Annotated in this window: 20 protein-coding genes and 1 pseudogene; 2 read left to right on the top strand and 19 right to left on the bottom strand. The window is 36.9% G+C overall.

What is annotated here, in order from left to right; translation table 11 throughout:
- Positions 1–26: 26 nt before the first annotated feature.
- The 6 genes and pseudogenes from RU96_RS09455 to RU96_RS09480 form a co-directional block, all read right to left on the bottom strand.
- Positions 27–656 (bottom strand): YczE/YyaS/YitT family protein, encoded by a 630-nt coding sequence (locus tag RU96_RS09455; RefSeq protein ID WP_071865290.1) that lies wholly within the window; start codon positions 654–656, stop codon positions 27–29.
- A complete protein-coding gene (locus tag RU96_RS09460) occupies positions 649–2,559 on the bottom strand; it encodes a BglG family transcription antiterminator (protein ID WP_084035488.1) in 1,911 nt (636 codons plus the stop codon). The genes RU96_RS09455 and RU96_RS09460 overlap by 8 nt, the downstream gene beginning before the upstream one ends.
- Before the next feature lie 110 nt (positions 2,560–2,669).
- Positions 2,670–4,115 carry a glycoside hydrolase family 1 protein gene (locus RU96_RS09465; RefSeq protein ID WP_071865292.1) on the bottom strand — a complete coding sequence of 482 codons (1,446 nt, stop codon included), beginning with the start codon at positions 4,113–4,115 and terminating at the stop codon, positions 2,670–2,672.
- Positions 4,116–4,140: 25 nt separating this feature from the next.
- Positions 4,141–4,482 (bottom strand): PTS sugar transporter subunit IIA, encoded by a 342-nt coding sequence (locus tag RU96_RS09470; RefSeq protein ID WP_071865293.1) that lies wholly within the window; start codon positions 4,480–4,482, stop codon positions 4,141–4,143.
- 14 nt (positions 4,483–4,496) lie between these two features.
- Positions 4,497–5,774, bottom strand: a pseudogene (locus RU96_RS09475) (PTS sugar transporter subunit IIC).
- Between the two features lie 6 nt (positions 5,775–5,780).
- Positions 5,781–6,098, bottom strand: a complete 318-nt coding sequence (locus RU96_RS09480; RefSeq protein ID WP_211269909.1) for a PTS sugar transporter subunit IIB — start codon at positions 6,096–6,098, stop codon at positions 5,781–5,783.
- A gap of 445 nt (positions 6,099–6,543) precedes the next feature.
- Here RU96_RS09480 and RU96_RS12850 point away from each other — a divergent pair, with 445 nt between their 5' ends.
- Positions 6,544–6,693 (top strand): sodium ion-translocating decarboxylase subunit beta, encoded by a 150-nt coding sequence (locus RU96_RS12850; RefSeq protein WP_143350961.1) that lies wholly within the window; start codon positions 6,544–6,546, stop codon positions 6,691–6,693.
- Between the two features lie 281 nt (positions 6,694–6,974).
- Here RU96_RS12850 and RU96_RS09485 read toward each other — a convergent pair whose 3' ends face one another.
- The 7 genes from RU96_RS09485 to RU96_RS09515 form a co-directional block, all read right to left on the bottom strand.
- Entirely contained in the window at positions 6,975–7,733 is a 759-nt protein-coding gene (locus tag RU96_RS09485; RefSeq protein ID WP_071865294.1) for an alpha/beta hydrolase, read from the bottom strand.
- 107 nt (positions 7,734–7,840) lie between these two features.
- Positions 7,841–8,809, bottom strand: a complete 969-nt coding sequence (locus RU96_RS09490; protein ID WP_071865295.1) for a LacI family DNA-binding transcriptional regulator — start codon at positions 8,807–8,809, stop codon at positions 7,841–7,843.
- A gap of 137 nt (positions 8,810–8,946) precedes the next feature.
- Entirely contained in the window at positions 8,947–12,228 is a 3,282-nt protein-coding gene (locus RU96_RS09495) for a GH36-type glycosyl hydrolase domain-containing protein (RefSeq protein WP_071865296.1), read from the bottom strand.
- 12 nt (positions 12,229–12,240) lie between these two features.
- Positions 12,241–14,391, bottom strand: coding sequence for a beta-glucosidase BglX (gene bglX / locus RU96_RS09500; protein WP_071865297.1), 2,151 nt, complete (start codon positions 14,389–14,391; stop codon positions 12,241–12,243).
- Between the two features lie 33 nt (positions 14,392–14,424).
- Positions 14,425–15,255 (bottom strand): carbohydrate ABC transporter permease, encoded by an 831-nt coding sequence (locus RU96_RS09505; RefSeq protein ID WP_071865298.1) that lies wholly within the window; start codon positions 15,253–15,255, stop codon positions 14,425–14,427.
- A gap of 15 nt (positions 15,256–15,270) precedes the next feature.
- On the bottom strand, positions 15,271–16,164 hold the full coding sequence (locus RU96_RS09510; protein WP_071865299.1) for a carbohydrate ABC transporter permease: 894 nt from the start codon (positions 16,162–16,164) through the stop codon (positions 15,271–15,273).
- 143 nt (positions 16,165–16,307) lie between these two features.
- Positions 16,308–17,558 carry a sugar ABC transporter substrate-binding protein gene (locus RU96_RS09515; RefSeq protein ID WP_071865300.1) on the bottom strand — a complete coding sequence of 417 codons (1,251 nt, stop codon included), beginning with the start codon at positions 17,556–17,558 and terminating at the stop codon, positions 16,308–16,310.
- Positions 17,559–17,836: 278 nt separating this feature from the next.
- On the opposite strand from RU96_RS09515, the gene RU96_RS09520 reads away from it, so the two are divergent.
- Positions 17,837–19,456 (top strand): glycoside hydrolase family 13 protein, encoded by a 1,620-nt coding sequence (locus RU96_RS09520; RefSeq protein ID WP_071865301.1) that lies wholly within the window; start codon positions 17,837–17,839, stop codon positions 19,454–19,456.
- Between the two features lie 326 nt (positions 19,457–19,782).
- Here RU96_RS09520 and RU96_RS09525 read toward each other — a convergent pair whose 3' ends face one another.
- The 6 genes from RU96_RS09525 to opp3b form a co-directional block, all read right to left on the bottom strand.
- A complete protein-coding gene (locus tag RU96_RS09525) occupies positions 19,783–20,028 on the bottom strand; it encodes a GlsB/YeaQ/YmgE family stress response membrane protein (RefSeq protein ID WP_071865302.1) in 246 nt (81 codons plus the stop codon).
- Between the two features lie 503 nt (positions 20,029–20,531).
- Positions 20,532–21,575: an RNA-guided endonuclease TnpB family protein gene (locus RU96_RS09530; protein WP_071865303.1), complete on the bottom strand. Its 1,044-nt coding sequence runs from the start codon at positions 21,573–21,575 to the stop codon at positions 20,532–20,534.
- 132 nt (positions 21,576–21,707) lie between these two features.
- Positions 21,708–22,661 carry an ABC transporter ATP-binding protein gene (locus RU96_RS09535; RefSeq protein ID WP_071865304.1) on the bottom strand — a complete coding sequence of 318 codons (954 nt, stop codon included), beginning with the start codon at positions 22,659–22,661 and terminating at the stop codon, positions 21,708–21,710.
- A complete protein-coding gene (locus RU96_RS09540; RefSeq protein ID WP_071865305.1) occupies positions 22,658–23,710 on the bottom strand; it encodes an ABC transporter ATP-binding protein in 1,053 nt (350 codons plus the stop codon). Before RU96_RS09540 ends, RU96_RS09535 begins: the two co-directional genes overlap by 4 nt.
- A 4-nt stretch (positions 23,711–23,714) precedes the next feature.
- Positions 23,715–24,755 carry an ABC transporter permease gene (locus RU96_RS09545; protein WP_071865306.1) on the bottom strand — a complete coding sequence of 347 codons (1,041 nt, stop codon included), beginning with the start codon at positions 24,753–24,755 and terminating at the stop codon, positions 23,715–23,717.
- Entirely contained in the window at positions 24,755–25,696 is a 942-nt protein-coding gene (gene opp3b, locus RU96_RS09550; protein WP_071865307.1) for an oligopeptide ABC transporter permease, read from the bottom strand. The genes RU96_RS09545 and opp3b overlap by 1 nt, the downstream gene beginning before the upstream one ends.
- Positions 25,697–25,952: the final 256 nt, after the last annotated feature.

Raw genomic sequence — 25,952 nt, forward strand, 5'->3', positions numbered from 1 at the left:
GTTTTGCGCGGGTTATCTTTTTAAATTTATTTTTCTGTTGTTTGGAGCGGATAGCTAATCTTCACCTTAATTATATTAAAAACACGTAAGAAAGCTGAAATCATCGGCCCCAGAGCAAAAATTGCAAAAAAAGTACCAATTCCTATTGATCCTCCTAATAAAAAACCTATTAAGACAATAGTAAAATCAATTAAGATTCGACTATACTTCAACGAGAATTGTAATTTATCACAAAGACAAAACATAATTCCTTCAACTGGGCCCGCTCCTAAATCTGCTCTTAAATAGATAGCTGTTCCTAGAGCCATTAAAGTGAAGCCTAAAAGTAAATAAATAAAATTTATTATTGCAGGACGACTGTTTTCAAATTGCACAAAATTAGCACAAAAAGAAATTGCTTCTCCAAATAAAAGAGTATTAATGAGACTGCCAACTCCTAATAGCTCTTTTTTGTAAATAAAAGTACTCAGTAAAAATAAAAGACTTAATAGCTGACTCCAACGACCAAAAGGGATAGTCGTATGTTGTAATAAGCCTAAAATTAATGTGCTCACAGAATCAGAACCTAAGTTAGCCGTAACAATGAGTTGTACGCCAAAACCTGCAATTACAGTTCCTAGGCATACAATTATGATTCGTTTCCAAATATTATTCATCCGCATCCACCAATACTTTTAATTTTAAAATGAATTCTGTAAATTCATCGGTAGCTGCCAATTGTTTGACGTTAACTGGCTCAGAAACTATTTCAATAAACATTTCAAAGAATTCATTGAACTCTTTACTTTCTGCTTGCGCAATGGCAACCAGTGCTACCATTTCCACAGAATAATTGCACCAGCGTATATTTTCTTGTAACGTCATTACTGAAATCGCACTCTTTTGTGCGTTTTGTTCAATGGAATGTGGAACAGCAATCCCTGATGGAAAGCTTGTCGGTGACATTGCTTCTCTTTTTTCCATCGTTTTAGAAAATTCTGAGTTGACAAAACCTGACACAAACATTTTTTGAAACATTTTTTGTCGAATAGTTTCTGGTGTGCTATCACTAGGGTCAAACTGACCAATATAAAGTTCTTCTACCATGAAGCGATCAATATAACTGAACATTTTTTGACGCCAACAACTTTTTTTCTTCGCTGTGACTCGCTTTTGCACTTTCTCCAAATCTTTTCGAGTTAAGATGGGATGAACGTATACGGCCCCATTAACTTCTACTGCTTTTTCCCGATCTGAGGTTAAATAAACATCACAATTTTGTATATCATTTAATTGATTTTTTACTTCTACAATGGTGATATCTTTTTCTAAAGCATTACGTAGATTTTTAATATTCGTTGTTTCAAAATCGTGATAATCATTTACATCAACCAATACTCTTAATTTAGGCCCGCTATCTTTTTTACTTTCTAAATAAGCACCAATATGCAAAGCGATAAAAGAAATTTCATCATCATTAAACCAAATCGCCAATTTTTCTTGTAATAACATCGAAATATAGACCGCAATATCGTAAGTTAAAGGGTAGGCTGTTTTAATATCTAATAAACTACTATTACGAGTAAAGCGTTCATATTGCGAGCGATCATATAAACTTTGCAGATGAATAGCGAGTTTATTAAAAAAAGCTTCATCTTGTAAATCAATAAGATAAGTTTCTTTTACGTCACTTAATACTTCTTGCAAAACTTTAATAAAACGCAATTCAACAAATTCTGATAATTTACTTTCTTTATGAGTTGTTAAGTATTCATTTTGTAGCCCTACAAATAGTAACGCTAATTGCTGAATTTCAGAATCTGAAAAATCAATTTGATAAAAATGAGAAAGAATATCTGTAATTTCTTTACTTATTTGGTATTCAGTAGAATGAATGTTTAACGGATAATCTTTAATAATTTTCAAGTTATTTCCTTGACGAATCCGTTCAATACTAATGGCAAAGTGTAAGACAATATTATTCATGGAATATTGATTTATTTTTATTTGGTGCAGTGCTAAAACATCTCGAATTCTTCGTTCTAAATCTGCTAAAGAGATTTCACCAATCATATCTTGAATGTGATACTTAAGCTTTTCTTGGTAGTCTCCTTCATCATAGAGTAATGAAATCATATATCGTCTTTTATCACGTTCAGAACCTGCTAAATAAATTCTATTATCACTGATGGTGACTTTTAAATTCTTTGTTTGCATTTCTTGTCGCAAGGCCTGAATATCATTTTTCAACGTCGATTCTGAAATATACAGTTTCTCAGCTAAATCATAAAGATCTATTCCGGCTGCTGTGCTTTTGAGTAGCAATAAAAATAATTGTGCCTTACGATCTTCTTTTGTATCATCCAAATCATGTTTTAACAAACTCTTCTTATTTTCATCAATGCGATAACCTTGCGTACTAGAAAGAATTTGTTGCTCTTCTTCATTCAATTTAGCTACTTGATTGCGTATAGTCCGAGTAGTACAACCACAAAATTTTGCTAGTTCGCCTGCAGTCACCCACCGTTTTTGATTTTTTGTGAGATACGCAACAATATCTTTTTGTCTTTTGGTGGCCACTTTTTTCAACTCCTCTAGCATCTACTTTGCAGAAAATTTTGCTTTTTAATACTTTAAAAAGGTGGATACGCAAGTCTAAGACTCGTATCCCACCTATCAGTTGCTTTAATTTATAGTTTTTCCCCATTAGATGAAATAACATCTTTATACCAGTAAAAACTATCTTTTTTGATCCGCTCGCCACTACCTTTTCCCTCGTTATCAAGGTCAACATAGATAAAACCATACCGCTTTTCCATTTGCGCAGATGAACAACTAATGATATCAATTGGACCCCACGCACAGTAAGCAATTACTGCTACACCGTCATACATAGCCCGTTTTATTTGATCAATATGGCTTGCTAAATATGAAATTCGGTAATCATCATGAATGTGGCCATCTTCTAGTTGGTCATACATACCAAAGCCATTTTCTGCAATAATAATTTCTTTGCCATAACGATCCCAATATTGTGATAATGAATTATATAACCCCTTAGGATCCACTGCCCAGCCCCAAGGATTTGCTTTTAAGTTGGGATTTGGTGTCACAGATGCTGGATTCATATCATTTTTCTTTGCATCCACCATTTGAGAGTAATAATAAGAAATTGCAAGGTAGTCCATCGTATTTTCTTTTAATATTTCTTTATCTTCTGCAGTAATATCAATATGAATATTGTTTTCTGCAAAATAGTTCAAAGCATATTGTGGATATTCGCCTCGAAACTGTACATCTGTATAAAAATATTCCATGCGATTACGGCGTAAAGCCAAATTAACATCATCAGGATCACAAGAAAATGGATATGCCGTACAATCTGCGACCATTGTGCCAATTTGCATAGCTGGATTTACTTTTTTGCCGTATTCATAGATTTTGGCACTAGCAACAAATTGATTGTGGACCGCCTGATAACTTGCTTCTTCATAATTATCTACCGTATCATAAGGAATTGCAGTTGAGTTGAAAGGTTCAAATTGGATCAAATTGATTTGATTGATTACAATCCAATATTTCACTTTATCTTTGTAGCGATCCAAAATTGTTTTGCCATATTTTACAAATAAGTCGATGACAGAACGATTATTCCACCCACCATATTTTAAAGTGATTTCCACAGGTGTTTCATAATGTAACATCGTAATAATTGGCTCCATACCTAATTCACGTATCTTATCAATCAACGCATCATAATAAGCCAGACCTGCTTCATTTGGCTCTGTTTCTTCACCGGTAGGAAAAATGCGTGTCCAATCAATCGATGTTCGAAACGTTTTAAAACCCATTTCTGCTAATAAAGCTAAATCTTCAGGATAGGTATGATAAAAATCGATTCCATGCCGTTTTGGATAATACCCTTTTTCATCTACCATATTTGCTTTAACTTGAGCCAATGACATTCCTTTATGTTGTTCGGCGGAAATTTCCTCATTTGTTTTATCTGGATAGTATAAATGTAAGTCAGCTAAGCTAACTCCTTTACCAGCTACCTTATAAGCACCTTCTGCTTGATTAGCTGCAATGGCTCCTCCCCATAAAAAATCTTTTGGAAATTTATATTCTGAAAACATTGAACATCCTCCTAATTCATTTTTTCTAATTCATTTTTTCTGCGAATTTTTTAAATAAGCGTACCATGTGTTCCCCAATTAAAATTTCACTTTGGGCTGTCATCAATGTATCTTGAGCATGACAAAATAATGTTGAGTAGCGAATTTGTTCGCCTGAAGCTTCCATCTGTAACGTATCTGTCTGTAGTCCGTGGGCAACCACAACTTCTTTACGCGCAGCTTTTACAAAATTTTCAGCTGTAGAAAAATCCATTTCTTCGAGTGCATTTAAACCTTTAACTAATAGCTCTCGCGCATTACCAGCATGAATTAGAATATTCATAGATAATTCGTTCAAACTATCTGTTTCAACAAACTGTTGTGACATACAAATTCCTCCAATTATTGAACGATTGAAGCCTGCATCGTTTTTGCTGCTTCTTGTTCTTCAGCGATTTTTTCTTGTTTTACTAACGAATTGTCATAAGCTTTGAAAAATGGTAGGAATACAAACCAAGTAATTACAAAAATCAAAGCGCAGACGATAATGGCGCGGAAATCTTGTGTTGCTAAATAGGAAGTAAATGGATATGGCATGTACCAAAGTAAAAATGATTGGCTAGGAATATTGACTAATCCCATATTCATCACTACATATGAAATAGTTGGTACAATTAATGCATTAATCCACATTGGCACCATTAAATAAGGATTAAAAGCAATAGGTGCACCAAAAACCAGTGGTTCATTAATATTAAAGATAGAAGGTACAAACACTGCTTTACCAATTGCTTTTAACTAGGCAGACTTACTTAAAAGTAACATCATCACGGACAATGCTAAGGTAGTCCCAACACCACCCATCGATGAAAATGCATAACAAGTTTCTTGTGTTGCAATATTTACTGCTTGACCACCATTGGCAACTGCTTCTGCGTTAGCAGCTAATCCTGCCATATAGACCGGATAAATTGCTGGCATCATGACCCAACCAGAAATTCCGAAAGTATATAGGAAAACTGGAATAAATACTGATAGAACAAAGCCTGGATAAGACTGTACAATTTTAGCTAATGGACTAAAGGCCCAAATAACGACTTCAAAGAAATCAACATTCATTTGCACAGTAATAAACCAACCCACTAATAAAATGAATGTTATTGGCAATAAACTATTGAACCAGCCTACGACGAAATCAGGAATAGGTGTATCTTCATCAAATAAAGAATGTTTTGCCGCAAAATTCATAATACAAGAAACAAACAGCCCTGAAATAATCGCTAGAAACATTCCAGTAGCGCCAAATCTAGAAAGAATAAATGTTGCATTTCCTTCAGCTGTTACAGTGGGGAATAATAACATCATAAATAAAACCAAACCCGTTGCCCCAGAGATTAATTTTTGTCCGCTGTTTCCCTTTTTCTCCATCAAATAATAAGGAATCAAAAATGAGACAACTAAGCCAAACATCCCAAAAGAAAAATTACTAATCATTGAAAAGTCGGGTAAACCACTAAAAATATTCTTTAATAAGGAAACCACAGTCACCAATGAACCCACAAATACTAATGGTAATGCAGCCATAATCGAATCCTGAATAGCAGCAACCCAAGGATTTTTAACTACTTTATTCACTTTTGGAGCAAATTTATTCGTCATAAAGTCCATAATTTTATTCATCATTGTTTAACCCTCCATGCTTAGAATTAAATCCAATGCCTTATCTCCATTTAACGTGCCGTAAGTAGCTTGAGGAATCACAGCGACTTTAACGTCTTTTCCTTTGGTCTGTTCTTTTAATTCATCTAACATATAAGACAAATGCGGCCCAATTAAAAGATAATTAATTTCGTTAATGCGCTCGTCAAGTTGCGATTCACTTGCCGCTTTGACTGTCACTTCTTCCCCTCGCTTTTTAGCTGCCTTACGAATCGATGCAGCCATAAAACCACTTGAAGCCCCAGAGCCACAAATTAATAAAATATTTTTCGCCATTTTTACCATTCCCTTCTCTTTCTTACATGTTTAGTTTAGTTTTTTTAGTATCCGCTTTCAAACCGTTGTTTTTCCTAAGGTTAGGAAATTTACCAGATAAAAAAACTCTAACAAAATCATAAATTTTGTTAGAGTTTTAGTTGTTTTTTGATAAATATTTACAAACTATTATCCGTGATAGCTTTTCCCCGTAATCTTAGTTGCAGTCGCCTAGTATTTCGTGGGGATCAAAAGATATCACTATCTTTAAGACTACTTGAAAAAATTTTGCTGATTATGATTAAATTTTATCACGAAGTAACTCCAGTGTAACTTCCATTGTTCTTTCGTTATTTATTTTTTATAATAGAAATAGAATAATCAATATTAAGTCGTTTCAAAATATTATAAACTGTTATTTAATTCTATATAATAAAATTATATTCAGCTAAAATAGGAATGGAGGTGAGTTACGATGGAAAAAGTGAGTAGCGATATTATTGGTCAAAGTGATGGCCCCACCGATATTTTGGTAGAAACACCCCATTATTTAGTTCCGATAATTGCTGTAGTGGTATTGTGTGTGGTAATAGGATTTGTAATATATAAACGGAAAAAGAAATAAGCTTCAGCTAAATTTTCTAGTTACAGGCTTGCGTAATATCAGCTTTTTAAACCAGCCTTTTGCTAAAAAAATATTATAAAGTGAGCTGATTCTACAATATTGCCTGTTAACTCACTTAAAGTGTTAATAAATAGCGAACTAATCAGCTTGCCTTACATAATCAATCCGTTACATTACAAATACGTTTTAAGCGTCATACGTTTTATTGTTATCGCTTTTCAATGTCAGTAAAAAACATCTTATCTTCTCGTACGAGTCAGAATAAGATGTTTTTTGCTATACTATTTCGCATAAATTGCCGCAAAACGCTGCAAAACAATTCCAATTGCCGCTTCCCAATAATCCCAGTCATGATTGCCGGGACCTTCTTGGTATTCAAAGTTGTTGAAAGATTTTTTAGCTACTTGTAAAAAACGTTGGTTATCAGCGTAAACAAAATCTTCAGTCCCACACATTTGTAAAAAAAACGTATCACAAGATTTTTCTACTAGGTCTTGTCTTTTCAGCAAGGTAAATAAATCATTTTGACTGTCTTTAAGTTTCTGTAAATCACCAAAAATAGCCGCAAGATGTTTTTGGCGTTCTGGTCTTTTGCGCCATATATTCACAACATCTAACGCTCCTGAAAGTGAAGCGGCGCCACTAAATTGTTCAGGATAGGTGAGCGCCCATTTAAATGCACCATATCCGCCCATAGAAAGTCCAGCGACAAACATTTTTTCTTTAACCGCCTCAATTTGAAACCAATGCTTCATTTTTTGAGGTAACTCCTGAGTCAAAAAGGTGAAATAGTCACCGCCTGCGGCCATATCGGTATAATAACTTAAACCCACTTGTGGCATCACAATAACAAAGGGATATTTTTGGGCTTGGCGTGCTAAATTCGTCTGATTCAACCAAGCGTTGCAATCATCTGACCAGCCATGTAATAAATAAAGGACTGGCGCATCAGAAACTGACACTGTGTCTGGCAAATAAATACTGACACTGGTACTTAAATCTAAAATTTGTGATTTAAAATTTAGCTGACAAATTGTCATCAAAAAGACTCCTTTATCCACGAACCAACGTGGTATTTACTAATAAAAAATCCAGTTCACAGCTGCTTAAAATTAATTAGTAGCAACCGCACACTGGAATTTATTTATTATCCTAATGAAGCACCGGGAACAAACGTGGTATAAATTGCTTCATCCTCCACCTTTTCGCCTTGTATTAGGCGAATAATCTTCTCAGCTGCCACCATACCCCAGCGATGTTTAGAGTATGCAATAGTCGCTAGTCGTGGTGTTAAAAATGAACTGATTTCAATATTATCAAAACCGACAATGCGAATATCTTGCCCAATTTTTTCTTTGCGTTTTGAAAAAAACTTATAAATCCCCACAGCCATTTCATCATTAAAAGAAAAAATATCAATGGGAAACATTACCTGACCCTGATCTATTTTTTCGGCTATTTTTTCAGCTGCGGCATAGCCAGAAGGTTCGGTGAAATTACCGGTGATGATTTCATACGCAATACCAAAACGCGTTAATTCTTTGGTGCTGGCCTGTAAACGCTGTTCGTTATCGTAACCCATTGAGCCGGTTACTAAATAGACGTGCTGGGTTTTTGCTGCTAGCAGTCGCTCTACCGCTAAAGTAGCACCACCTTTATTATCAAGTAAAACGCGGGAGATATTATCTTTTTTAATTTCGCGATCCAATACCACCATTTGATGACCCCGATCAGCTAACATTTCGATTTCTTTTGTCTTAAATGTCCAATCCAAAATAATCGCACCGTCTACCATGCGTTCAGGAATAAATAAATGCGATTTTTGACCACTACAAACAATCATCTCATAATCATAAGCTGCTAATCCACGTTTAATCCCGTCCAATAATTCACCATAAAAGCTACCAGCATAATCGGCTAAATAAACCCCAATAATATTGGTTTGTTGCCTTTTTAATGTACGGGCTGCCATATTGGGAACATAGTTTAACTCATCGGCAATGGCCATAATCCGCTGACGGGTTTGTTCTGTTACTTTGGTACTGCCGTTTAAAGCATAGGAAACTGTGGAAATTGATACCCCTGCGGCTTTTGCTATATCTTTAATACCAACCATGTGCCTTACGCTCCTATTCCAATTCATCACAATCTAGTTTGTTGCTATGTAAAATGCAACTTTTCTACCCTAATTTTGATAATGTAACCAAAATTGGTCACATTATCAAAATCATTATTTATTAATACTACTGCCAATTAGCAATAAATTTCAATTTGATTGCCAGCTGCCAAGTAACCAACAAAATCTGTTTTACTTAAAACAAATCCACCATGACGATACGGGTTGGCTTCTAAGGGAGCTTCTATCACTTTACCATTGATTAACAATTTTTTCTTGCCGTCTTGCGCCTTGTGGAAAGTAATAACAACCGGTTTAGTCGCTAAGGCGTAATTCACTTTCAACCCATCGAGCATAGCAGGCAAAACAGGATCCAGTACAATCGTTTGACTGTCTTCTCTTAAGCCTAAAACACTGGTGAGTAATTGATTTAAATAAATTCCCGGTCCGCTGGAATAAATACGCCAGCCACCTTTCACGTCAACGCTTCCATCTCTTAGTTTACCAAAATTTTCTTGTGCTTCATATCTTGTTTTGAAATCGCCATCAGAACTACTGAAATAAACATTTGATTGACGTAATTTGGCATTTTTTACCCGTGTTTTTAAATTGATGGGATTAATCGTCTGCAATGCTTGCCAAGTCTCTTCAGATTGGCCTAATTTAGCCATCGCTTCTGTAAAACGAATGTGCGCATGAACGTATTGTAAGCCGATTTCTCGTCCAAAGTTGGCTGCTTGTTCTGCCCGTTTGAAATTGGTACTGACACCACCAGCATAATGGGCAGGACGATTCATCAAACGCACACCATCTGGAAATTGCAAGTTTTCTTTGATTACAGCCAGATGAGCTTGCGCTTGTTCTGGTGTTAATAATTCTGCAATCATACTACGTGTCATCGGTAATAAGCGATATTGAATCCCCGTCTTTTTATCGGTAGGATGAATCATTAATTCTGTTGACCCATCTTCTTCCATATAGACAAAACCTGGAATAACATCTGTGGCTAACATGTACTTATTAAAGTCAGCTTTAATACCTGTGACAAGTTTTGCCAAGTGACTACTGTAATCTTTATCGACTGCCGCTAAAACAGCGCTAAGTTTATTTAACACTTGGTAAGTTAATGCCACAGTCCAACTTGATGCCATGTGTTTTTTCAAACGACTATCATAAGGTTGTAAGGTATCGTCCCAGTCTCCATCCCCATAGCAAGAAAGATAAGTTCCCGCTAGAAAATGGTCTTCAATATATTGAACCTCTTTTTTCAAATGCTCAAACAAAGTAAAACTTTCTGTTGTTTTATAGAAGTCACTGCGTTTAGTATAGGGCACAACTTCTTTTAAAAGATGATAATCCCCTGTTTTTGCGAGGTAATCTGCGACAATTTTCATTGGCCATACAATCACATCACCATGACTTTCGTCAGCTTTTTGCGTTTCATAACGATCAAACATAAACCACTGCGGCCAGTTGCCATCGTCATCAAATTGATTTGCATAAACTTTTTTAATAATGTCTTTAACTACTTCAGGACGATTGATGGCAAAGAAAAATTCTGTTGGCCCTTGGGAAACATCCCGCGTACCCCATGCTGCCCCACCATACTGTTCTAAGCCATGAGGAGATAAATAATGAACTAACATATTGTGAACATACCAGCGACTTAGATAGTTCATACTGCTAACATCTACTGTTTCATGTTCCAATTTAAAGTGATGCAATAAGCCATCGATAAAATCACAATAAGCTTCATCTTCTGCAATGAAATCCGTTTGTGTTACCTTAAAATCAGCTCCTGTTAAAGAACCTTGGATGCTACTTTCAAAACCTGCGACATCTTCTATAAGCAAAACATTTAAATCACTAGCTTCCACTCCAAAGAGACGCTCATCACTAACCGTAAAGCCTGTATCTATTGTCATATAATAAGTTAAATCTGGATACTCATTTGTTATAGGTGATGTGGCAGCTGGTTTAATGATCAGTTTATTTTCAACATGTGTCATTTGATAAACCGGCGTTTCTGTTGCGCCCATCAGCAGATGATTGGTTAATGCAAAAGTATAATTTTTGCCAATTGCGCTATGACAATTTAAGCGAATCTCACGACCATCTGCTATGGTATAAGTAGTAATTGTCAATAAGTCATCTGCTAACTGGTAATACCAAGTAGCTGAATTTAAGCCCATTTCAAAAGCGGATGGCATCGTTAATAAGCGCCATTGCCCGCTTTCTTTCACATACAAGCGTTGCCCGGAATGTTTTAAAACATTTAACGCGTTACGGCTATTACTCATCAATTTGTTCATTGAAGTATTTCCTAAAACCACTTGTGAGTTAAAAATGCCATACATGTAAACAGTTGTAGCAAGTAGTGGCTGATCCACAGTTAAATCGGTGCCACTTAATAAAATATGCCCAGTTGCCCGTTCCATTTGCTCTTCTTTTTCTTGTAAGACAACATGGTGATAATTAGCGGTAAAAAAGGACAGTAGACCATTTTCATCTACTTCTACCTGTTCTTTTTCCGGAAATAGAGCATTTACTTCTGCAGTGGTAAACTTACGCCCCACTAAAGGTGCCCCTATTTTTTTCTGAGGCGCATTTTGCTCAGAATTAGCGAGAATGGTTGGTTTAAGATAAGCTTCTGCTACCTGTTCATTACTAAAAATCGGCTCTGTTACTGCTTGGGGCTGATTTTCTTTAAACCCACCGTAAAAAATAACTTCTGTTGAACCTTGTAATGTTATTTTTTCTGATTGTAAAACCGGATAAGCAAATTCATATTGGTAGACTTCATTAGCAAATTGATCATCTGCTAGGGCTTCAGGCACATTAGTTGTTTTGAAAGTTGTTCCAAAAAATTGATAGCCATCTGTTAAATAGCCTCGGTTTTTGGTTAAGCTACCGTGTTCTACAACTGGAAAAGTGCCGCTTTGCGGTTGATTTTGCCGTGAAGTAATAATATAACCGTTTGCGCCTTCGGTAATTTTATGATCCACGTATTGGGACATATAAGCTTCATTTGACTGAACTGCCCCTTTTGCTGCATTACCCAAATCTTGCGCGAAAACGACATCGACAATTTGTCCTGAACCTTTTAATGTCACTGTCCAAAACCAAATATCTTTTGGGCTTAAAGTAAAATCAACTTGATAAGAAATCTCCCCCACGTTGCCTTGCCACGTTACCCCATTTTCACTTTTTGAAAAAGTACTGGCACTGTTGGAGCCAATTAAAGGTGTTGCAGTGATTTCATTGGCAAAATTACGTAAATAGATTTGGTTAACACTACCGTCTAATGCATTACCGTTTAATTGATTAATCATGATTTCATTACTAGTTAGTTCATATAAATCCCCTGTGGGTAAAAACGCCGCTTTGACATCTGTTCCTTTTAAAATAATTTGTGTCATTGTCTTAACTCCCTACTTCACTAAATTAAATCTTACTGCAGTTAAATCGCGACTATTTGGTCCCACCATCGCTAAAAAGGCTCCAGTGTCACTGGTGGTCATTTGATTTTGATGGACATAACGCAACATCTCTTCTGTAATGGTAAACGAAACTTTACGACTTTCTTTACCTGCTAATGACACTTGTTCAAAAGCCTTTAATTCCTTAATTGGCCGTACGACTTGTCCGACTAAATCTTGGAGGTATAATTGCACTGTTTCTATTCCAGCGACATCACTTTCATTGGTCACAGTCACAGTCGCTTTAATTTGACTGTCCTTAGTTAATTCTGTTTGATCCAGGACAAAATCTCGATATGAAAATTGACTATAACTTAAGCCAAAACCAAAAGGATATTTGGCGTAATTGGAAACATCCAAATATTTTGAAACATATTTTTCTTGCGGCGCACTTTCATAAGGACGTCCGGTATTATCACAGTTATAAAAAATCGGAACTTGGCCGACATTTTCTGGAAATGACATGGATAACCGTGCAGACGGGTTATAATCCCCCCATAATATAGCAGCTAGCGCATTACCTGTTTCTGTTCCACCAAACCACGCTTCTACAATCGCCTTTGCTTCATCAATACCGTTTAAATCCAGTGGTCGACCGTTATATAATGTCACAATAATATTGTCATTAACTTTTTTAATTGCTTCAAACAACGCAATTTGTGCTGCTGGTAGGGTAATATCACTCCGACTTGCTGCTTCTCCGCTCATCCACTCTGCTTCTCCGAGCGCCAAGACAACTTTATCTGCTTTTGTTGCTAGTAAAATAGCTTCGTTAAGCGCTGCATCACTTGGAGTAAAATAATCAAAAGTTTCTTTTCCAATCAATAACTGTTGACTGTAAGCTTGCGCACCTGTAACTAAAGAGACCGCTTCTTCCATCTTTCCTTGCCATGACCATGCCCCTAAAACATCTTGACTGTTGGCGGCTGGACCGATAATGGCCACGGTTTCCGTCGTATTTAACGGCAAAATATTCTCGTCATTTTTTAATAGCACCATCGATTTTTTAGCAATTTCTTGGGCAGATTGCCGGTGTTCTTGCGATAAAATTACTTTTTCATCTGCAACGCTGGCACCGCGATATGGATTTTCAAAAAGTCCTAAGTCATTTTTCAACTCTAAAATACGTAAAACAGCTTCATCCAGTAAGGCTTCATCGACACGCCCTTCAGCAATTAGCTCTGCTAGATAGTGGGTATAGCAAGTCGTCATCATTTCAATATCGACGCCTGCTGCAATAGCTAGTTGCGCCGCTTCTTTTTCATCTGCGGCAACACCGTGGGGAATCAATTCTTTTACTGCTCCCCAGTCAGAAATTACAACCCCGTCAAAATCGTACTCCTCTCTTAATACATCGCGGAATAACCATTTATTCCCTGTAGCAGGAATTCCGTCAATCGTATTAAAAGATGTCATCACTAATTTTGCCCCTGCGTCTAGTGCTGCTTTGTAACCGGGTAAATAACTTTCTCTTAGTTGTCTTTCAGACATATTCACTGTATTGTAATCTCGCCCTGCTAAAGCTGCACCATAAGCGGCAAAATGCTTAACACAAGCGGCAACCCGACTAAAATCATTTTTTAAATCGTCTCCTTGGTAGCCTTTAACAAAACTTTCGGCAAAACGAGCGTTCAAGTAAGGATCTTCTCCTGTCGACTCCATCACGCGTCCCCAACGTGGATCGCGAACCAAATCCACCATCGGAGAAAAGGTCACGTGTAAACCAGAAACTGCGGCTTCTTTGGCGGAAACTTGTGCCATCTCTTCAGCGGCAGCTAAGTCCCAACTGCTACCTAGTGCTAATGGAATCGGAAAAATTGTCCGAAAACCGTGAATAATGTCGGCCATTAGTAAAGTTGGTATCCCCAAGCGATTTTTTGCCATATATTCTTTTTGAATTCGTATTGCTTCGCTCGCACCTGATAACCCTAAAATAGTACCGGCATTTTGAATATTTTCATCAGTTAAGCCCATCTCTGTCATCGGACCGGTTTTTTCTTCGGCGGCCTGTGAATAAAAATCAGCAGCTAACTGTAATAATTGATCGACTTTTTCAGCCAATGTCATTTCTTGTACCAATGCAGTTAATTGTGCTTGTTCCATTGCTGCATCCTCCTTTAGCGTATACGTGGGTAGTTATTTGTTTCCTGAAACGTTATAACCTTCTAAAATATATTTTTGTAAAAACATGAAGATGATTAAAATCGGCACCACCATAAACGTTGAACCGGCCATCTGTAAGGAATAGTTATTGGCATATTGACCTTTTAGTAGTTGCAACCCAACAGATAAGGTGTAGTATTTTTCGTCGTTTGCCATAATCAACGGCCATAAGAATGAATTCCAACCACCGATAAATGTCGCAATTCCTTGAACTGCCAAAACAGGTTTTGAAATTGGTAGAATAATACGAGTGAAGATAAACCATTCACTAGCACCATCTAAACGGGCTGCTTCTAAAAGTTCATTAGAAATCGCAGAAGCAAATTGTCGGAATAAGAAAATCCCGTAGGCTCCCACTAACCCTGGCAAGATAATCCCAGCCATAGTATTGGTTAATTTTAATGAATTCATGATTAAATAAACGGGAATCATCGTTACTTGTCCGGGAATCATCATTGTTGCCAACACTAAGTAAAATAAAGGTTCCCGACCTTTAAAATTATATTTGGCAAAACCAAAACCAGCCATTGCATTAAAGAACATGCCTAAAAAAGAAAAGGCTACGACAATTAACGTGTTTTTTAAATAAACAATAAAATTAAAAGCACCAAACAACTCTTTGAAGTTATCAAAAGAAAACTGTTCAGGTAAAATTTTAGGAGGAAACTGCATGATTTCCGCGTCTGTTTTAAAAGAAGAAAGAATCATCCAGACAAAAGGAATCATCCAAATAATCGCACCAATCGCTAAGGCAATTCCGATTGCAATTTTGGCACGACGGTTACTTTGCATTTCTTTGGTCATCTTTTGCTACCTCACTTATAATTGATTTTCTGCGTTTTTGCGTTGCATTCTAAATTGCAACAAGGTGACAATAATAATGGCTGCAAATAAAATGAACGAGCCAGCTGCGGCATAACCAAATTTACTTAATTGGAAACCATTACGATAAATGAACAGTGCCACAGAAGTCGTGGAATCTAGTGGTCCACCATTGGTTAAAACAAACGGCTCTTCGAAGAATTGTAACCAACCAATTAACGTTGTCACTGTGACAAAGAAAGTTGAAAAACGTAAAGATGGAATAGTAATGTACCAAACTTGTTGTCGTTTTGAGGCACCATCAAGAGAAGCTGCTTCATATAGTTCTTTTGGAATCCCTTGAATAGCCGCTAGAAAAATCAACATATTGGCGCCTACTGCTCGCCAAACCCCTAAAATGATCAAGGAAACTTTGGCCATCACTGGATTGGTTAACCACGGAACAGCATCGATATGTAGCAGAGACAATAAATAATTCAAAAAACCAAAACTAGGATTATATAAATAAGCGAATACAACTGCGACAGCGACGACGTTTGTAATTGCAGGTGTATAAAAAATCATCCGAAAAGCAGAGAAAATTTTATTTTTACCAAAGTTAATCATTAAAGCTAAACCCATTGATAAGGCAATGACTACCGGTACACCAAAAACAACATAAAAAATGGTGTTTTTAATACTCTTTAGAAAAACGGGATCAAAAACAATATCTTGATAATTTTTAAAAGCAACAAATTTAATTTGTGACCAGTCGGCGAGCCCAACAAGACTCATATCAGTAAAACTAATAAAAAATGCAACAAAAATTGGAATAATAGAAAATAGCAAAAGTAAAATCAACGCCGGAGCGATAAAAATATATGGTGCTTTGCTAGTTTTGGCTTTTCGCAAGGAAAGCGCCCCCTTTTTAAATGATGTTTTAATGACGAGATTGCCAAAAGCAAGGAGTGGCTAAAGCCCAAGCTGGACTTTTGGACCACTCCTAAAATTTGTGGTTTGGTTAACGTTTTTTATCGCCAAACCAACTACCACATTTATTTACTTAAAGTAGTTTCTGCTTCTTGGTTAAAGGCATCCATTTCTTTTTGTACATCAGCGCCACCAAGATAAATTTGTTCAAAGTGTTTCAAATAATTTTGCGCAATCTCTTCAAATTCAGGAATCAATGGCATTGGTTCAGAATTTTGTAATTGTTCGTTAAAGACGCTATAAATTGGATCAGATTTCAATGAATCATCTTCCCAAGCTTTTAGTGCAGTTGGCAAGGCATCCGTTAATTTCATCCACTCTAATTGATTTTCAGGTCGTGCCATAAATTCGATAAATTTCGCTGCGTCATCTTTTTTCTTCGAATATTCAAAAATAGTTAAGTTTGAACCACCCATTGAAGAAATGTTATTTTCTTTTTTCGGTAAAGTAGCAATGGCCCATTTGCCATCAACATCTGCCACTGTATCTTTCACTGTTTTTGCCATCCAAGGACCACTGATAAACATTGGTACCATTGCATCGTCGCCAGAGAATGTTTGAGATACATCTAAACCTAAATCTTCTTTTGGCGCATAGCCTTTTTGGATAAAGTTGTTAAGGTAAGAAACAGCGTCAACAAAAGGTTTTTGGTTAAATACAGGCTTGCCGTCTTCTAATAATGGTGAACCATTTTGACGGGCAAACATAAATCCTAATGTTTGTTCTTTACTGTCGATGTTAATTCCGTATTTGTTATCACCACGAGCGGCTAATTTTTTCGCTGCATCTTCTAATTCTTCCCAAGTTTTTGGTGCTTCTTTGTAGCCCACTTTTTCTAAAACATCTGTACGATAGAACAATACGCGCGTTTCTGCTGCCCACGGAATACCATAGTATTTATCATCAAATTTTGTTGTTTCAACCGAACCATGATAGAAGTTTTCTGATTTTAAATTGTCGTATTCTTCGATGTATTTACTCATATCTGCTAAAGCGCCGGCCTTTTGGAATTCAGGCATCCAAGTTGTCCCCATTTGCAACACATCAGGACCACTTTTTGAAGCAACAGCTGTTAATAATTTGTCATGAGCATTTGACCATGGAATTGATTGAATTTTAACTTCAATACCAGTTTCATCGGTAAACTTATCTGTCATTTTAGATAATTGTTTTACCTCTTCTCCCATCCCCCAAATATTTAGCACTTTGTCATCTTTAGCAGAATTTCCGCCAGAACCTGACCCGCAACCAGCCAAAACACCCAATGTCATCGCTGCAGTTACACCTAATAAACAAAGCTTTTTCGAAATCTTCATCTTTCTTCCTCCGTATTTCATTTTGGTGAAACGTTTCTACGAACAGAGTATATAATGCCGTCAATCAATTTGCAACCGTTTTCTATCTTTTTCTATAAAAAAACTTTATTTCGTTAAATAAATTGGCTGTTTATAAGGATTTATCTAAAATTAAATGACATTTTTTTAATCAAATGATGCTTTGAAAATACTTTCATGTTAAAATTCTGGTGCCAATATTTCACTATTTAAGAAAAACGTTTCACCTATTACGAGTTAATCGCGAAAGGAGTATTATTATGAAACCAAAGTGGTGGCAACAAAGTGTTTTTTATCAAATTTATCCGCGCAGTTTTCAAGACAGCAACAACGACGGTATTGGTGATCTTAACGGTATTAGCGCACGTCTGCCTTATTTAGCTAAATTAGGTATCGATGCGATTTGGCTATCTCCTGTCTTTGCATCTCCGAATGTCGATAACGGTTATGACGTGAGCGATTATTGTGCAATTATGCCTGAATTTGGCACGATGACAGAAATGGAAAATTTGATTGCCGCAGCCAAAGAAGTTGGTATCAAAATTATCATCGATTTAGTTGTCAACCATACCTCTAACGAACATCCATGGTTTAAAAAAGCCTTGGCAGGAGATATGCATTACAAAAATTATTACATTTTTCGTTCCGATAAAAATGGATTACCCAATGACTTAAATTCATTTTTTGGTGGCTCCGCGTGGGAACATGTCCCTGAAACAAAAGAATATTATTTTCACTTATTTGCCAAAGAACAACCGGATTTAAACTGGGAAAATCCAGCAGTAAGAAAAGAAGTTTGGCAGATTATGAATTTTTGGCTGGAAAAAGGGGTAGGTGGTTTTCGCTTAGATGTGATTGAGCTAATCGGTAAAATACCTGATCAAAAAATTATTGGTGATGGGCCTAATTTACATCCCTATTTAAAAGAGATGTATCAAGAAGTTTTAGCAGGCCGCGATGTGGTCACAATTGGAGAAACTGGTGGTGTAACGCCCTTAACCGCACCTTTATATACCGATCCTAAACGCAAAGAATTAGCGATGATTTTTCAATTTCAACACATGGCTTTGGATGAAGTACCAAAAACTTCAAAATGGAATTTGAAACCTTTAGCTGTGCCAGAACTGAAAACTGTTTTATCCCGCTGGCAAACAGAATTGCCAAAAGAAGCTTGGAACAGTCTATTTTGGAGCAATCACGACCAACCACGTATTTTATCCCGCTGGGGAAATGCGGATGGCTATCCGACTGAAAGTAGTAAAATGTTAGCGATTTTATTGCACATGATGAAAGGAACCCCATTTATTTATCAAGGGGAAGAGTTGGGGATGACAAATCAAAAAATCACCCAAGTTAGCCAACTCGATGATATTGAAAGCATCCATTATTATGAAGCAGAAAAAGCAAAAGGAACGCCAGTAGCGACTATTCTACAAGCGATCAATACCAAAGGACGCGATAACGCCCGTACTCCCATGCAGTGGAACAGCAATAAAAATGCCGGTTTCACTGATGAAAACGTAACACCTTGGTATCCCATTAACTCTAATTTTCAAGCAGTAAATGCAGACAATCGTTTAGCTGATGACAACTCGATTTTTTATACTTATCAAAAATTGATTCAGTTACGCAAAAAGTACCCGCTCATTGTCTGGGGAGATTATCAATTACTGGCTACTGCAGAAACTATTTTTGCATATACTCGCAGTTATAAGGGTGAAACTTGGCTTATTTGTGCGAATTTTTCTGACCAAAAGCAGACAATCTCACTGCCTTATCACGCTAAAAAAACAATTATTGCAAACTACGCCCACGAGTATCACAAATTGAACGGGTTAACCTTACGTCCTTATGAAACATTTGTAGTAGCACTTGGTTAAACGCGTAGCTTACCTTTCTTCAAATTATTTCCTATTACTTACAAAAAAAGAAGTCAGCAAGAAAATGCTGACTTCTTTTTATCCTGACAACTTCATCTATTAAAGACAATTATAATAGCTTTAACACTAACTTTTCCTTCTGAAGAAAGAAAAAATGAAATTTAATAAGACCTGTCGTCCACTCTTTAATAGTAAACTTGTGTTAGGATAATACTTCATTAAAAATATTTGTTACCAAAAGACGGTTAAAAAATTCAGTATTGGCTAAGTTAAGCCGTTCAAATACCAGCTAAAAAATGATGGCACTTCTTTTGTAAATTTTTCCTTTAGGCTTTTTTACCAAAAAAGAATGAAACAATCGCTACTAAAATTACTGCGCCAATAATTGACGGAATAATTGCCATCCCAGCTAATGAAGGTCCCCAATTTCCTAATAATGATTGTCCAATCGCTGAACCAACTAACCCTGCGATAACATTTGCGATAATTCCCATTGAACCGCCTTTATTTGTAATAGCACCTGCGATTGCCCCAATGACACCGCCTACGATTAATGACCAAATTAATCCCATTTTTACATCCTTCTTTCTTAAAAAAATTACACCACAATTTTGTTTGTATTCAATCTGGTGTACTAATAGGATACCGCCTTCGATCATATTTTAAAAATAAAATGCCTCATTTCGCTCTTTTTTATGTAAAATTTTTTGGTTTTTCGGCAAAAAAAGGTTGTCCAAACTCGTTCATCTCGCTAGCAATAAGATAAAATTTTAATAAATTATCCCTCAAATTTCTCAAGCTTTTGGCTTAAACTTATTGCCGTATCGCGCGCGTTTAACGCTTATAAAAAGCAGATAATTTCTTTAAGCAAAAAATAAAAACCATAGACAAGTTATTTTCATAAGCTTATCTATGGTCCAACTTCTAATAAAAGAAGCTGTTCATGGTTTATCATAATTAGTGAGCGGATTCCTAGAAACAAAAGTGCAGTGGCACTTTTTATATACCCAAGGCGATCCCTGGAGCTCCTTCCAGTTTTAAAAATACTTTTTAAGTGCAGCAGAAATTTTTTTAATCAGATTACTTTTTCCTGATCAGTAAAAATCAGTTTTTTTCCATACCAATTGGCTTTATATTTGAGTTTTAGTACAAAACGATTCCAATCCCTTATTGTAAAATTGACTGCTGTATTTTTATAATTAGCAGAACAGTCTTGGTGAATAGCGGCTGAGTGATTTGCGCTTAGCGACTCAAAAGCTTTTGGCATCGTTACCGTCACCAAATCAAATTGACGTAAAAGCGCAATTGAAAGTTGTTCCATAAAATCTTCTTTTTGCTTGATTTGATGGATATAGAGCTTTTGGAGGCGTAGTTTTTGTTTTTGATAATTTTTAGCCTGCTCTAACTTAACATTGCGCCGTTGCGCACTTTTTCCCCGACAATAAAGCTTTCGTTGCGCATTTTTTAATTGGACTAACAGCCGTTGTTGACAAAAATTAGGCCGATCAGAAAGAACCTTACTCGTGCCAATTAGCTTAATGGGGTCATAAGTGATGGTAATATCAAAACCCGTTTTGGGTAATGCTGTTATTTCTTCTTCACATAATAATGAAACATAAAACTCTTGCCGATTTTTGGCAGAAATCGTCGCAGAACGAATTTTACCGCAAACCTGGCGGTGTTGATGAATAGGAACTTTACTCTTTAACTTTGGTAGTTTTAATCCTTCATTGGTGAGATAAATGGTGTGGCCTTGGTTATTTGTTGTATACGATTGCCAAGCGTTTTTTTTACTCTTAAGCTTCGGATAACTGGCGCGACCACGATAATAGTTTTGAAAAGCCTTCGTTAAATTTCGTTGGGCATTGGCTAGGGCTAAGCTGTCTGTCTCTTTTAAAAAAGGATAATCTCTTTTTAACTTAGCGGGCGTAGCCGTCGTTTTTTTCTCCCAAACACCAGTCATTTTTTCGGGTAAAGTACTTTCATCACTTGGATTTTGCTGCCGTAATTTTAACAACGTGTTGTAAGTAAATCGCACACAGCCAAAAGTTTTAATGAAAAATTCTTGTTGTGCTTCATCTGGATAAATACGAAATTTGTACGCTTTTAATATTTTAATTTGTACCTGCCTCCCCTTGCTGTTACAGCTGCAGTTGTGGCGGTTTGGAAGTGGCCTCCCTTTGCCTCTTTTCCAACCTTTTTACACTTTCTCATTTTTGGGTCATGGTTTTCGCATTTAAGTATTTTTTTATTACGAGGCAGTTTGCGTTTGCGCCAATTTTTGCTGTAATTTATTTTGATAAAAGGCAATTTCATCGGCGGTACAATAAACGTAATGTCCCGCTGCTATTTCGTGCATTCCCCGCTGTTTGCCGTCATCTGGTGGTACTTGATATTTAATGCGCTTGCGATTACGCTCATGATCTGGATCGGGTAGTGGAATCGCCGACAGCAGGCTTTCGGTATAGGGGTGAACACCGTGATTATAAATGGCATCGCTGGTTCCGACTTCAAGTAATTTACCTAAATGCATCACCCCAATGCGATCACTGATATGTTTTACCATCGATAAATCATGGGCAATAAATAAATACGTCAAATTTTGTTGTGCTTGTAGATCTTGCAATAAGTTTACTACTTGGGCTTGAATGGAAACATCCAAAGCTGAAATGGGTTCATCACAAATAATGAATTTTGGTTTGACAGCTAGCGCACGGGCGATACCGATTCTCTGTCTTTGACCGCCGGAAAATTCATGGGGATAACGCGTGCCATGACTCGGATTTAAGCCAACTGTTTCAAGTAATTCATCCACCCGTTGATTCCGTTCCTTTTCATCTTTGGCTAAGCCATTAATATCAATGCCTTCTGCAATAATATCCCGCACTTTCATCCGAGGATTTAAAGACGCATAAGGATCTTGAAAAATCATCTGGACATCTCGTCGAAATTCTTTTAACGCTTTTTTCCCTTTAATTTTCATCACATCTTGGCCATCAAAATCAATTTCGCCGCCAGTCGGTGTATTTAAACCAATAATCGTCCGACCAGTAGTTGATTTACCACTGCCTGATTCTCCCACTAAGCCAAAGGTTTCCCCTTCATAAATGGAAAAGCTAATATCATCTACTGCTTTAACTTCATCTTTGCGTCCGACGTTAAAGTATTGTTGTAAATGATTTACTTTTAATAACACTTTTTTCACAAGGTGACCCCCTTAAGCTTTTTTTCTTCAAAAATTTTCCAACGGCGCGCAATTTCTGCTGGTGGTGTAACTTTTGGCGCTTGTGGTGCTAATAACCAGGTCGCTGCTTTATGGGTTTTAGATACTTCAAAATAAGGCGGTGCCTGTTCGGTATCAATTTTTAAAGCAAACTCATTACGAGGATAAAACGCGTCGCCGGTTGGTGGTTTTAATAAATCTGGAGGAGAACCTGGAATGGCGTATAAACGTTCTTCTGTCCCTTCCAATGTTGGCATCGAACCGAGTAAGCCCCAAGTATAAGGATGTTGCGGATTATAAAAAATTTCTTCTGCTGTACCCACTTCCACAATCCGTCCCCCATACATAACCGCCACGCGATCGGCGACATTCGCAACCACACCTAAATCATGGGTGATAAAAATAATCGAAGTATTAATTTTTTTCTGAATGTCTTTCATTAGTTCCAAAATTTGTGCTTGAATCGTCACGTCTAGTGCGGTCGTTGGTTCATCTGCGATTAAAACTTCTGGATAACAAATTAAAGCAATCGCAATTACAATCCGTTGTCTTTGACCACCGGAAAATTGATGCGGATAGTTTTTCAAGCGTTTTTTGGCATCGGGAATACCGACTAGATTTAAAAGCTCCAAAGCCGCAGCCAAAGCTTCTTTTTTTGAAACTTTGTTGTGAATGATTAAAGATTCTGCAACTTGTTTGCCAATTGGCATCGTTGGATCTAGTGAGGTCATCGGATCTTGGAAAATCATCGCAATTTCTTTGCCACGAATCTTCTGCATTTCTTTTTCCGTCTTTTCCACGATATTGGCATTTTTAAAGATAATTTCTCCCTTATCGATATTGGCATTACTCGCCAACAACCCCATAATACTACGCGTCGTTACCGATTTACCGGAACCAGATTCCCCTACAATCGCCAGTGTTTCGCCTTTATAAAGGTCAAAACTGACATTGCGAATCGCTTGGACCGTGCCCGCATAAGTATCAAAGGAAATTTCTAAGTCTTTAACTTCTAATACTTTTTCTGGCATATTATCACTCTTTCATTTTCGGATCGAAGGCATCACGAAGACCGTCAGCTAATAAGTTGAAGGCAATCATAATGACTGACAACGTCACTGCTGGTACCCACAATAGATAAGGCAGATATTGGAATGTTTTATACCCATCACTTAACATCGTTCCTAGTGAGGCGTTTGGCGGTGTTAGCCCTAAACCAATGAAGCTTAAGAAGGCTTCAAAGAAAATCGCCGTCGGAATACTAAACATCATTTGGACGATAATCACACTGGAGATGTTGGGTAAAATATGTTTAAAGGCAATCTTTAAATTACTTTCTCCTAACGTTTGCGCCGCTAAGACAAATTCTTGGTCTTTTAATTTTAACGTCTGAGCTCTCACGATACGGGCCATGGGAATCCAGTTGGTAATCGCCATTGCCGCAATAATCGAAGGAATCCCCGGTTCAAAAACAACCAACATTAAAATCATTACGACTAAATTGGGAATACCGGATAAAATTTCTAAGAAACGTTGCATCAACGTATCAACAGTGCCACCTTTTAGACCTGAAATTAGTCCATAAGTAACACCAAAAAGAATATCAAACATGGCCGCGATAAAAGCGATTAATAACGAAACCCGCGTCCCCATTAAAAGTCGACTTAACACGTCACGCCCCAGACCGTCAGTACCAAAATAGTAATTTAAATTCTCTGGTACATTGGCCGCAGCGTATTTATCTACTAATTGACCACCGACCATTGCTTTACCGTTTAAACCATTGATGTTAATGCCGGGAATTCGCGGTGGTAAATTCATATACGCAACATTTTGTTTAGTGGGATTGTGAGGTGAAAAGAAAATCGAAACCACGGAAATCAAAATGATTACCATTAAAATAACCATACAGACCACCGCTGCTTTATTTTTGCGCAAACGGCGCCATGAATCTTGTAAGAAAGTCAAAGACGGCGCGGCAATCATTTCCCGCTCTTTAATTGTACTGCCGTGATATAACTCAAATTCTGAAGCGGGAATATCAGTAATAGCTTCATATTTAGGTTTAGCCTTCATTAGCCTTTGCTCCCTCCTGAAACCCGAATCCGTGGATCCACAATTCCATATAATAAATCAACTACTAAGATGACAATGATCAACATTGCCGAATACAACACCGTCACTGCCATAATTGTCGGATAGTCATTGGTTGTAATCGACTTAACAAATTGCTCACCAATTCCTGGAATAGCAAAAATATTTTCAACTACTAAAGAGCCCGTCATAAGTGCGACAGCTAAAGGTCCAAGTAAAGTCATTAAAGGAATTAAACTGTTACGTAGCCCGTGTTTAAAGGCAATTTCCCAACGACTTAACCCTTTGGCTCTGGCTAATTCCACATAATCACTATGCATCACTTCTACCATTTCCGTCCGGATAAAGCGTGCCGAATCCGCTAGCGGCGACATAGCCAGTGCGATTGTCGGTAAAATGGTGTAAGCAAAACTTTCCCATTTGGCAATCGGTAAAAGGTGCAACTTAATGGCAAAAACGTACTGCAATAAAACGGCAAAAACAAAGTTGGGAATGGAACGGCCCAAAATAGCAATTAACGTTGCCAATGTATCAACCCACGTGTTTTGTTTCATAGCTGAAATGGTTCCTAAAATAATGCCGATAAATGTTCCTAGAAAAATAGCTTGCAATCCCAGTTGTAATGAAGGACCCACACGTCCTGCTAAAAGTGTAGCAACTGGTTGATTTTTAAATTGGAAGGAAATACCAAAATCTCCTTGTACTAAGTTTTTCAGATACGTCCCATATTGCACAATAACCGGTTTATCCAGGCCCATTTGTTTATTTAATAAAGCAATTTGTTCTGGACTTAAGCGTTCAGCATTAGTATAAGGTGTTCCTGGTAACATCTTTGATAAAAAGAAAGTAATCGTAGCAATCAGCCACAATGTTACCAACATGAAGAAAAGCCGTTTTAAAAAATATTTGAGAAAGTCATTCAAATTACTTCTCCTCCTATAAAATGGAATAATCACGAAAAAAACACGTTCTTTTTTGAAAGAAGTTGTCTTTCATGGATTTAGTTGAGTCAAACTCTGTCGCTTTTTAACCAGCCAATAAAATCCTTTTTGACTTTGCGAAATGAATTCGCTACAGTATAAGAAAAGCTTTTTAAGCCCACTATTACGAAGTGTTCTCGCTTTTTTGACCTAAAGAGTAAAAATCAGACACTTTTAACGATTTCGTTAAAGCAGTACA

This window comes from Enterococcus canintestini (assembly GCF_001885735.1).
GTDB lineage: Bacteria > Bacillota > Bacilli > Lactobacillales > Enterococcaceae > Enterococcus_C > Enterococcus_C canintestini.

What these genes read in the sequence shown, in the direction of transcription:
- RU96_RS09455 (WP_071865290.1), bottom strand. Translation starts at nt 656, where the DNA reads ATGAATAATATTTGGAAACGAATCATAATTGTATGCCTAGGAACTGTA.
- RU96_RS09465 (WP_071865292.1), bottom strand. Translation starts at nt 4,115, where the DNA reads ATGTTTTCAGAATATAAATTTCCAAAAGATTTTTTATGGGGAGGAGCC.
- RU96_RS09470 (WP_071865293.1), bottom strand. Translation starts at nt 4,482, where the DNA reads ATGTCACAACAGTTTGTTGAAACAGATAGTTTGAACGAATTATCTATG.
- RU96_RS09480 (WP_211269909.1), bottom strand. Translation starts at nt 6,098, where the DNA reads ATGGTAAAAATGGCGAAAAATATTTTATTAATTTGTGGCTCTGGGGCT.
- RU96_RS12850 (WP_143350961.1), top strand. Translation starts at nt 6,544, where the DNA reads ATGGAAAAAGTGAGTAGCGATATTATTGGTCAAAGTGATGGCCCCACC.
- RU96_RS09485 (WP_071865294.1), bottom strand. Translation starts at nt 7,733, where the DNA reads ATGACAATTTGTCAGCTAAATTTTAAATCACAAATTTTAGATTTAAGT.
- RU96_RS09490 (WP_071865295.1), bottom strand. Translation starts at nt 8,809, where the DNA reads ATGGTTGGTATTAAAGATATAGCAAAAGCCGCAGGGGTATCAATTTCC.
- RU96_RS09495 (WP_071865296.1), bottom strand. Translation starts at nt 12,228, where the DNA reads ATGACACAAATTATTTTAAAAGGAACAGATGTCAAAGCGGCGTTTTTA.
- bglX (WP_071865297.1), bottom strand. Translation starts at nt 14,391, where the DNA reads ATGGAACAAGCACAATTAACTGCATTGGTACAAGAAATGACATTGGCT.
- RU96_RS09505 (WP_071865298.1), bottom strand. Translation starts at nt 15,255, where the DNA reads ATGACCAAAGAAATGCAAAGTAACCGTCGTGCCAAAATTGCAATCGGA.
- RU96_RS09515 (WP_071865300.1), bottom strand. Translation starts at nt 17,558, where the DNA reads ATGAAGATTTCGAAAAAGCTTTGTTTATTAGGTGTAACTGCAGCGATG.
- RU96_RS09520 (WP_071865301.1), top strand. Translation starts at nt 17,837, where the DNA reads ATGAAACCAAAGTGGTGGCAACAAAGTGTTTTTTATCAAATTTATCCG.
- RU96_RS09525 (WP_071865302.1), bottom strand. Translation starts at nt 20,028, where the DNA reads ATGGGATTAATTTGGTCATTAATCGTAGGCGGTGTCATTGGGGCAATC.
- RU96_RS09540 (WP_071865305.1), bottom strand. Translation starts at nt 23,710, where the DNA reads ATGCCAGAAAAAGTATTAGAAGTTAAAGACTTAGAAATTTCCTTTGAT.
- RU96_RS09545 (WP_071865306.1), bottom strand. Translation starts at nt 24,755, where the DNA reads ATGAAGGCTAAACCTAAATATGAAGCTATTACTGATATTCCCGCTTCA.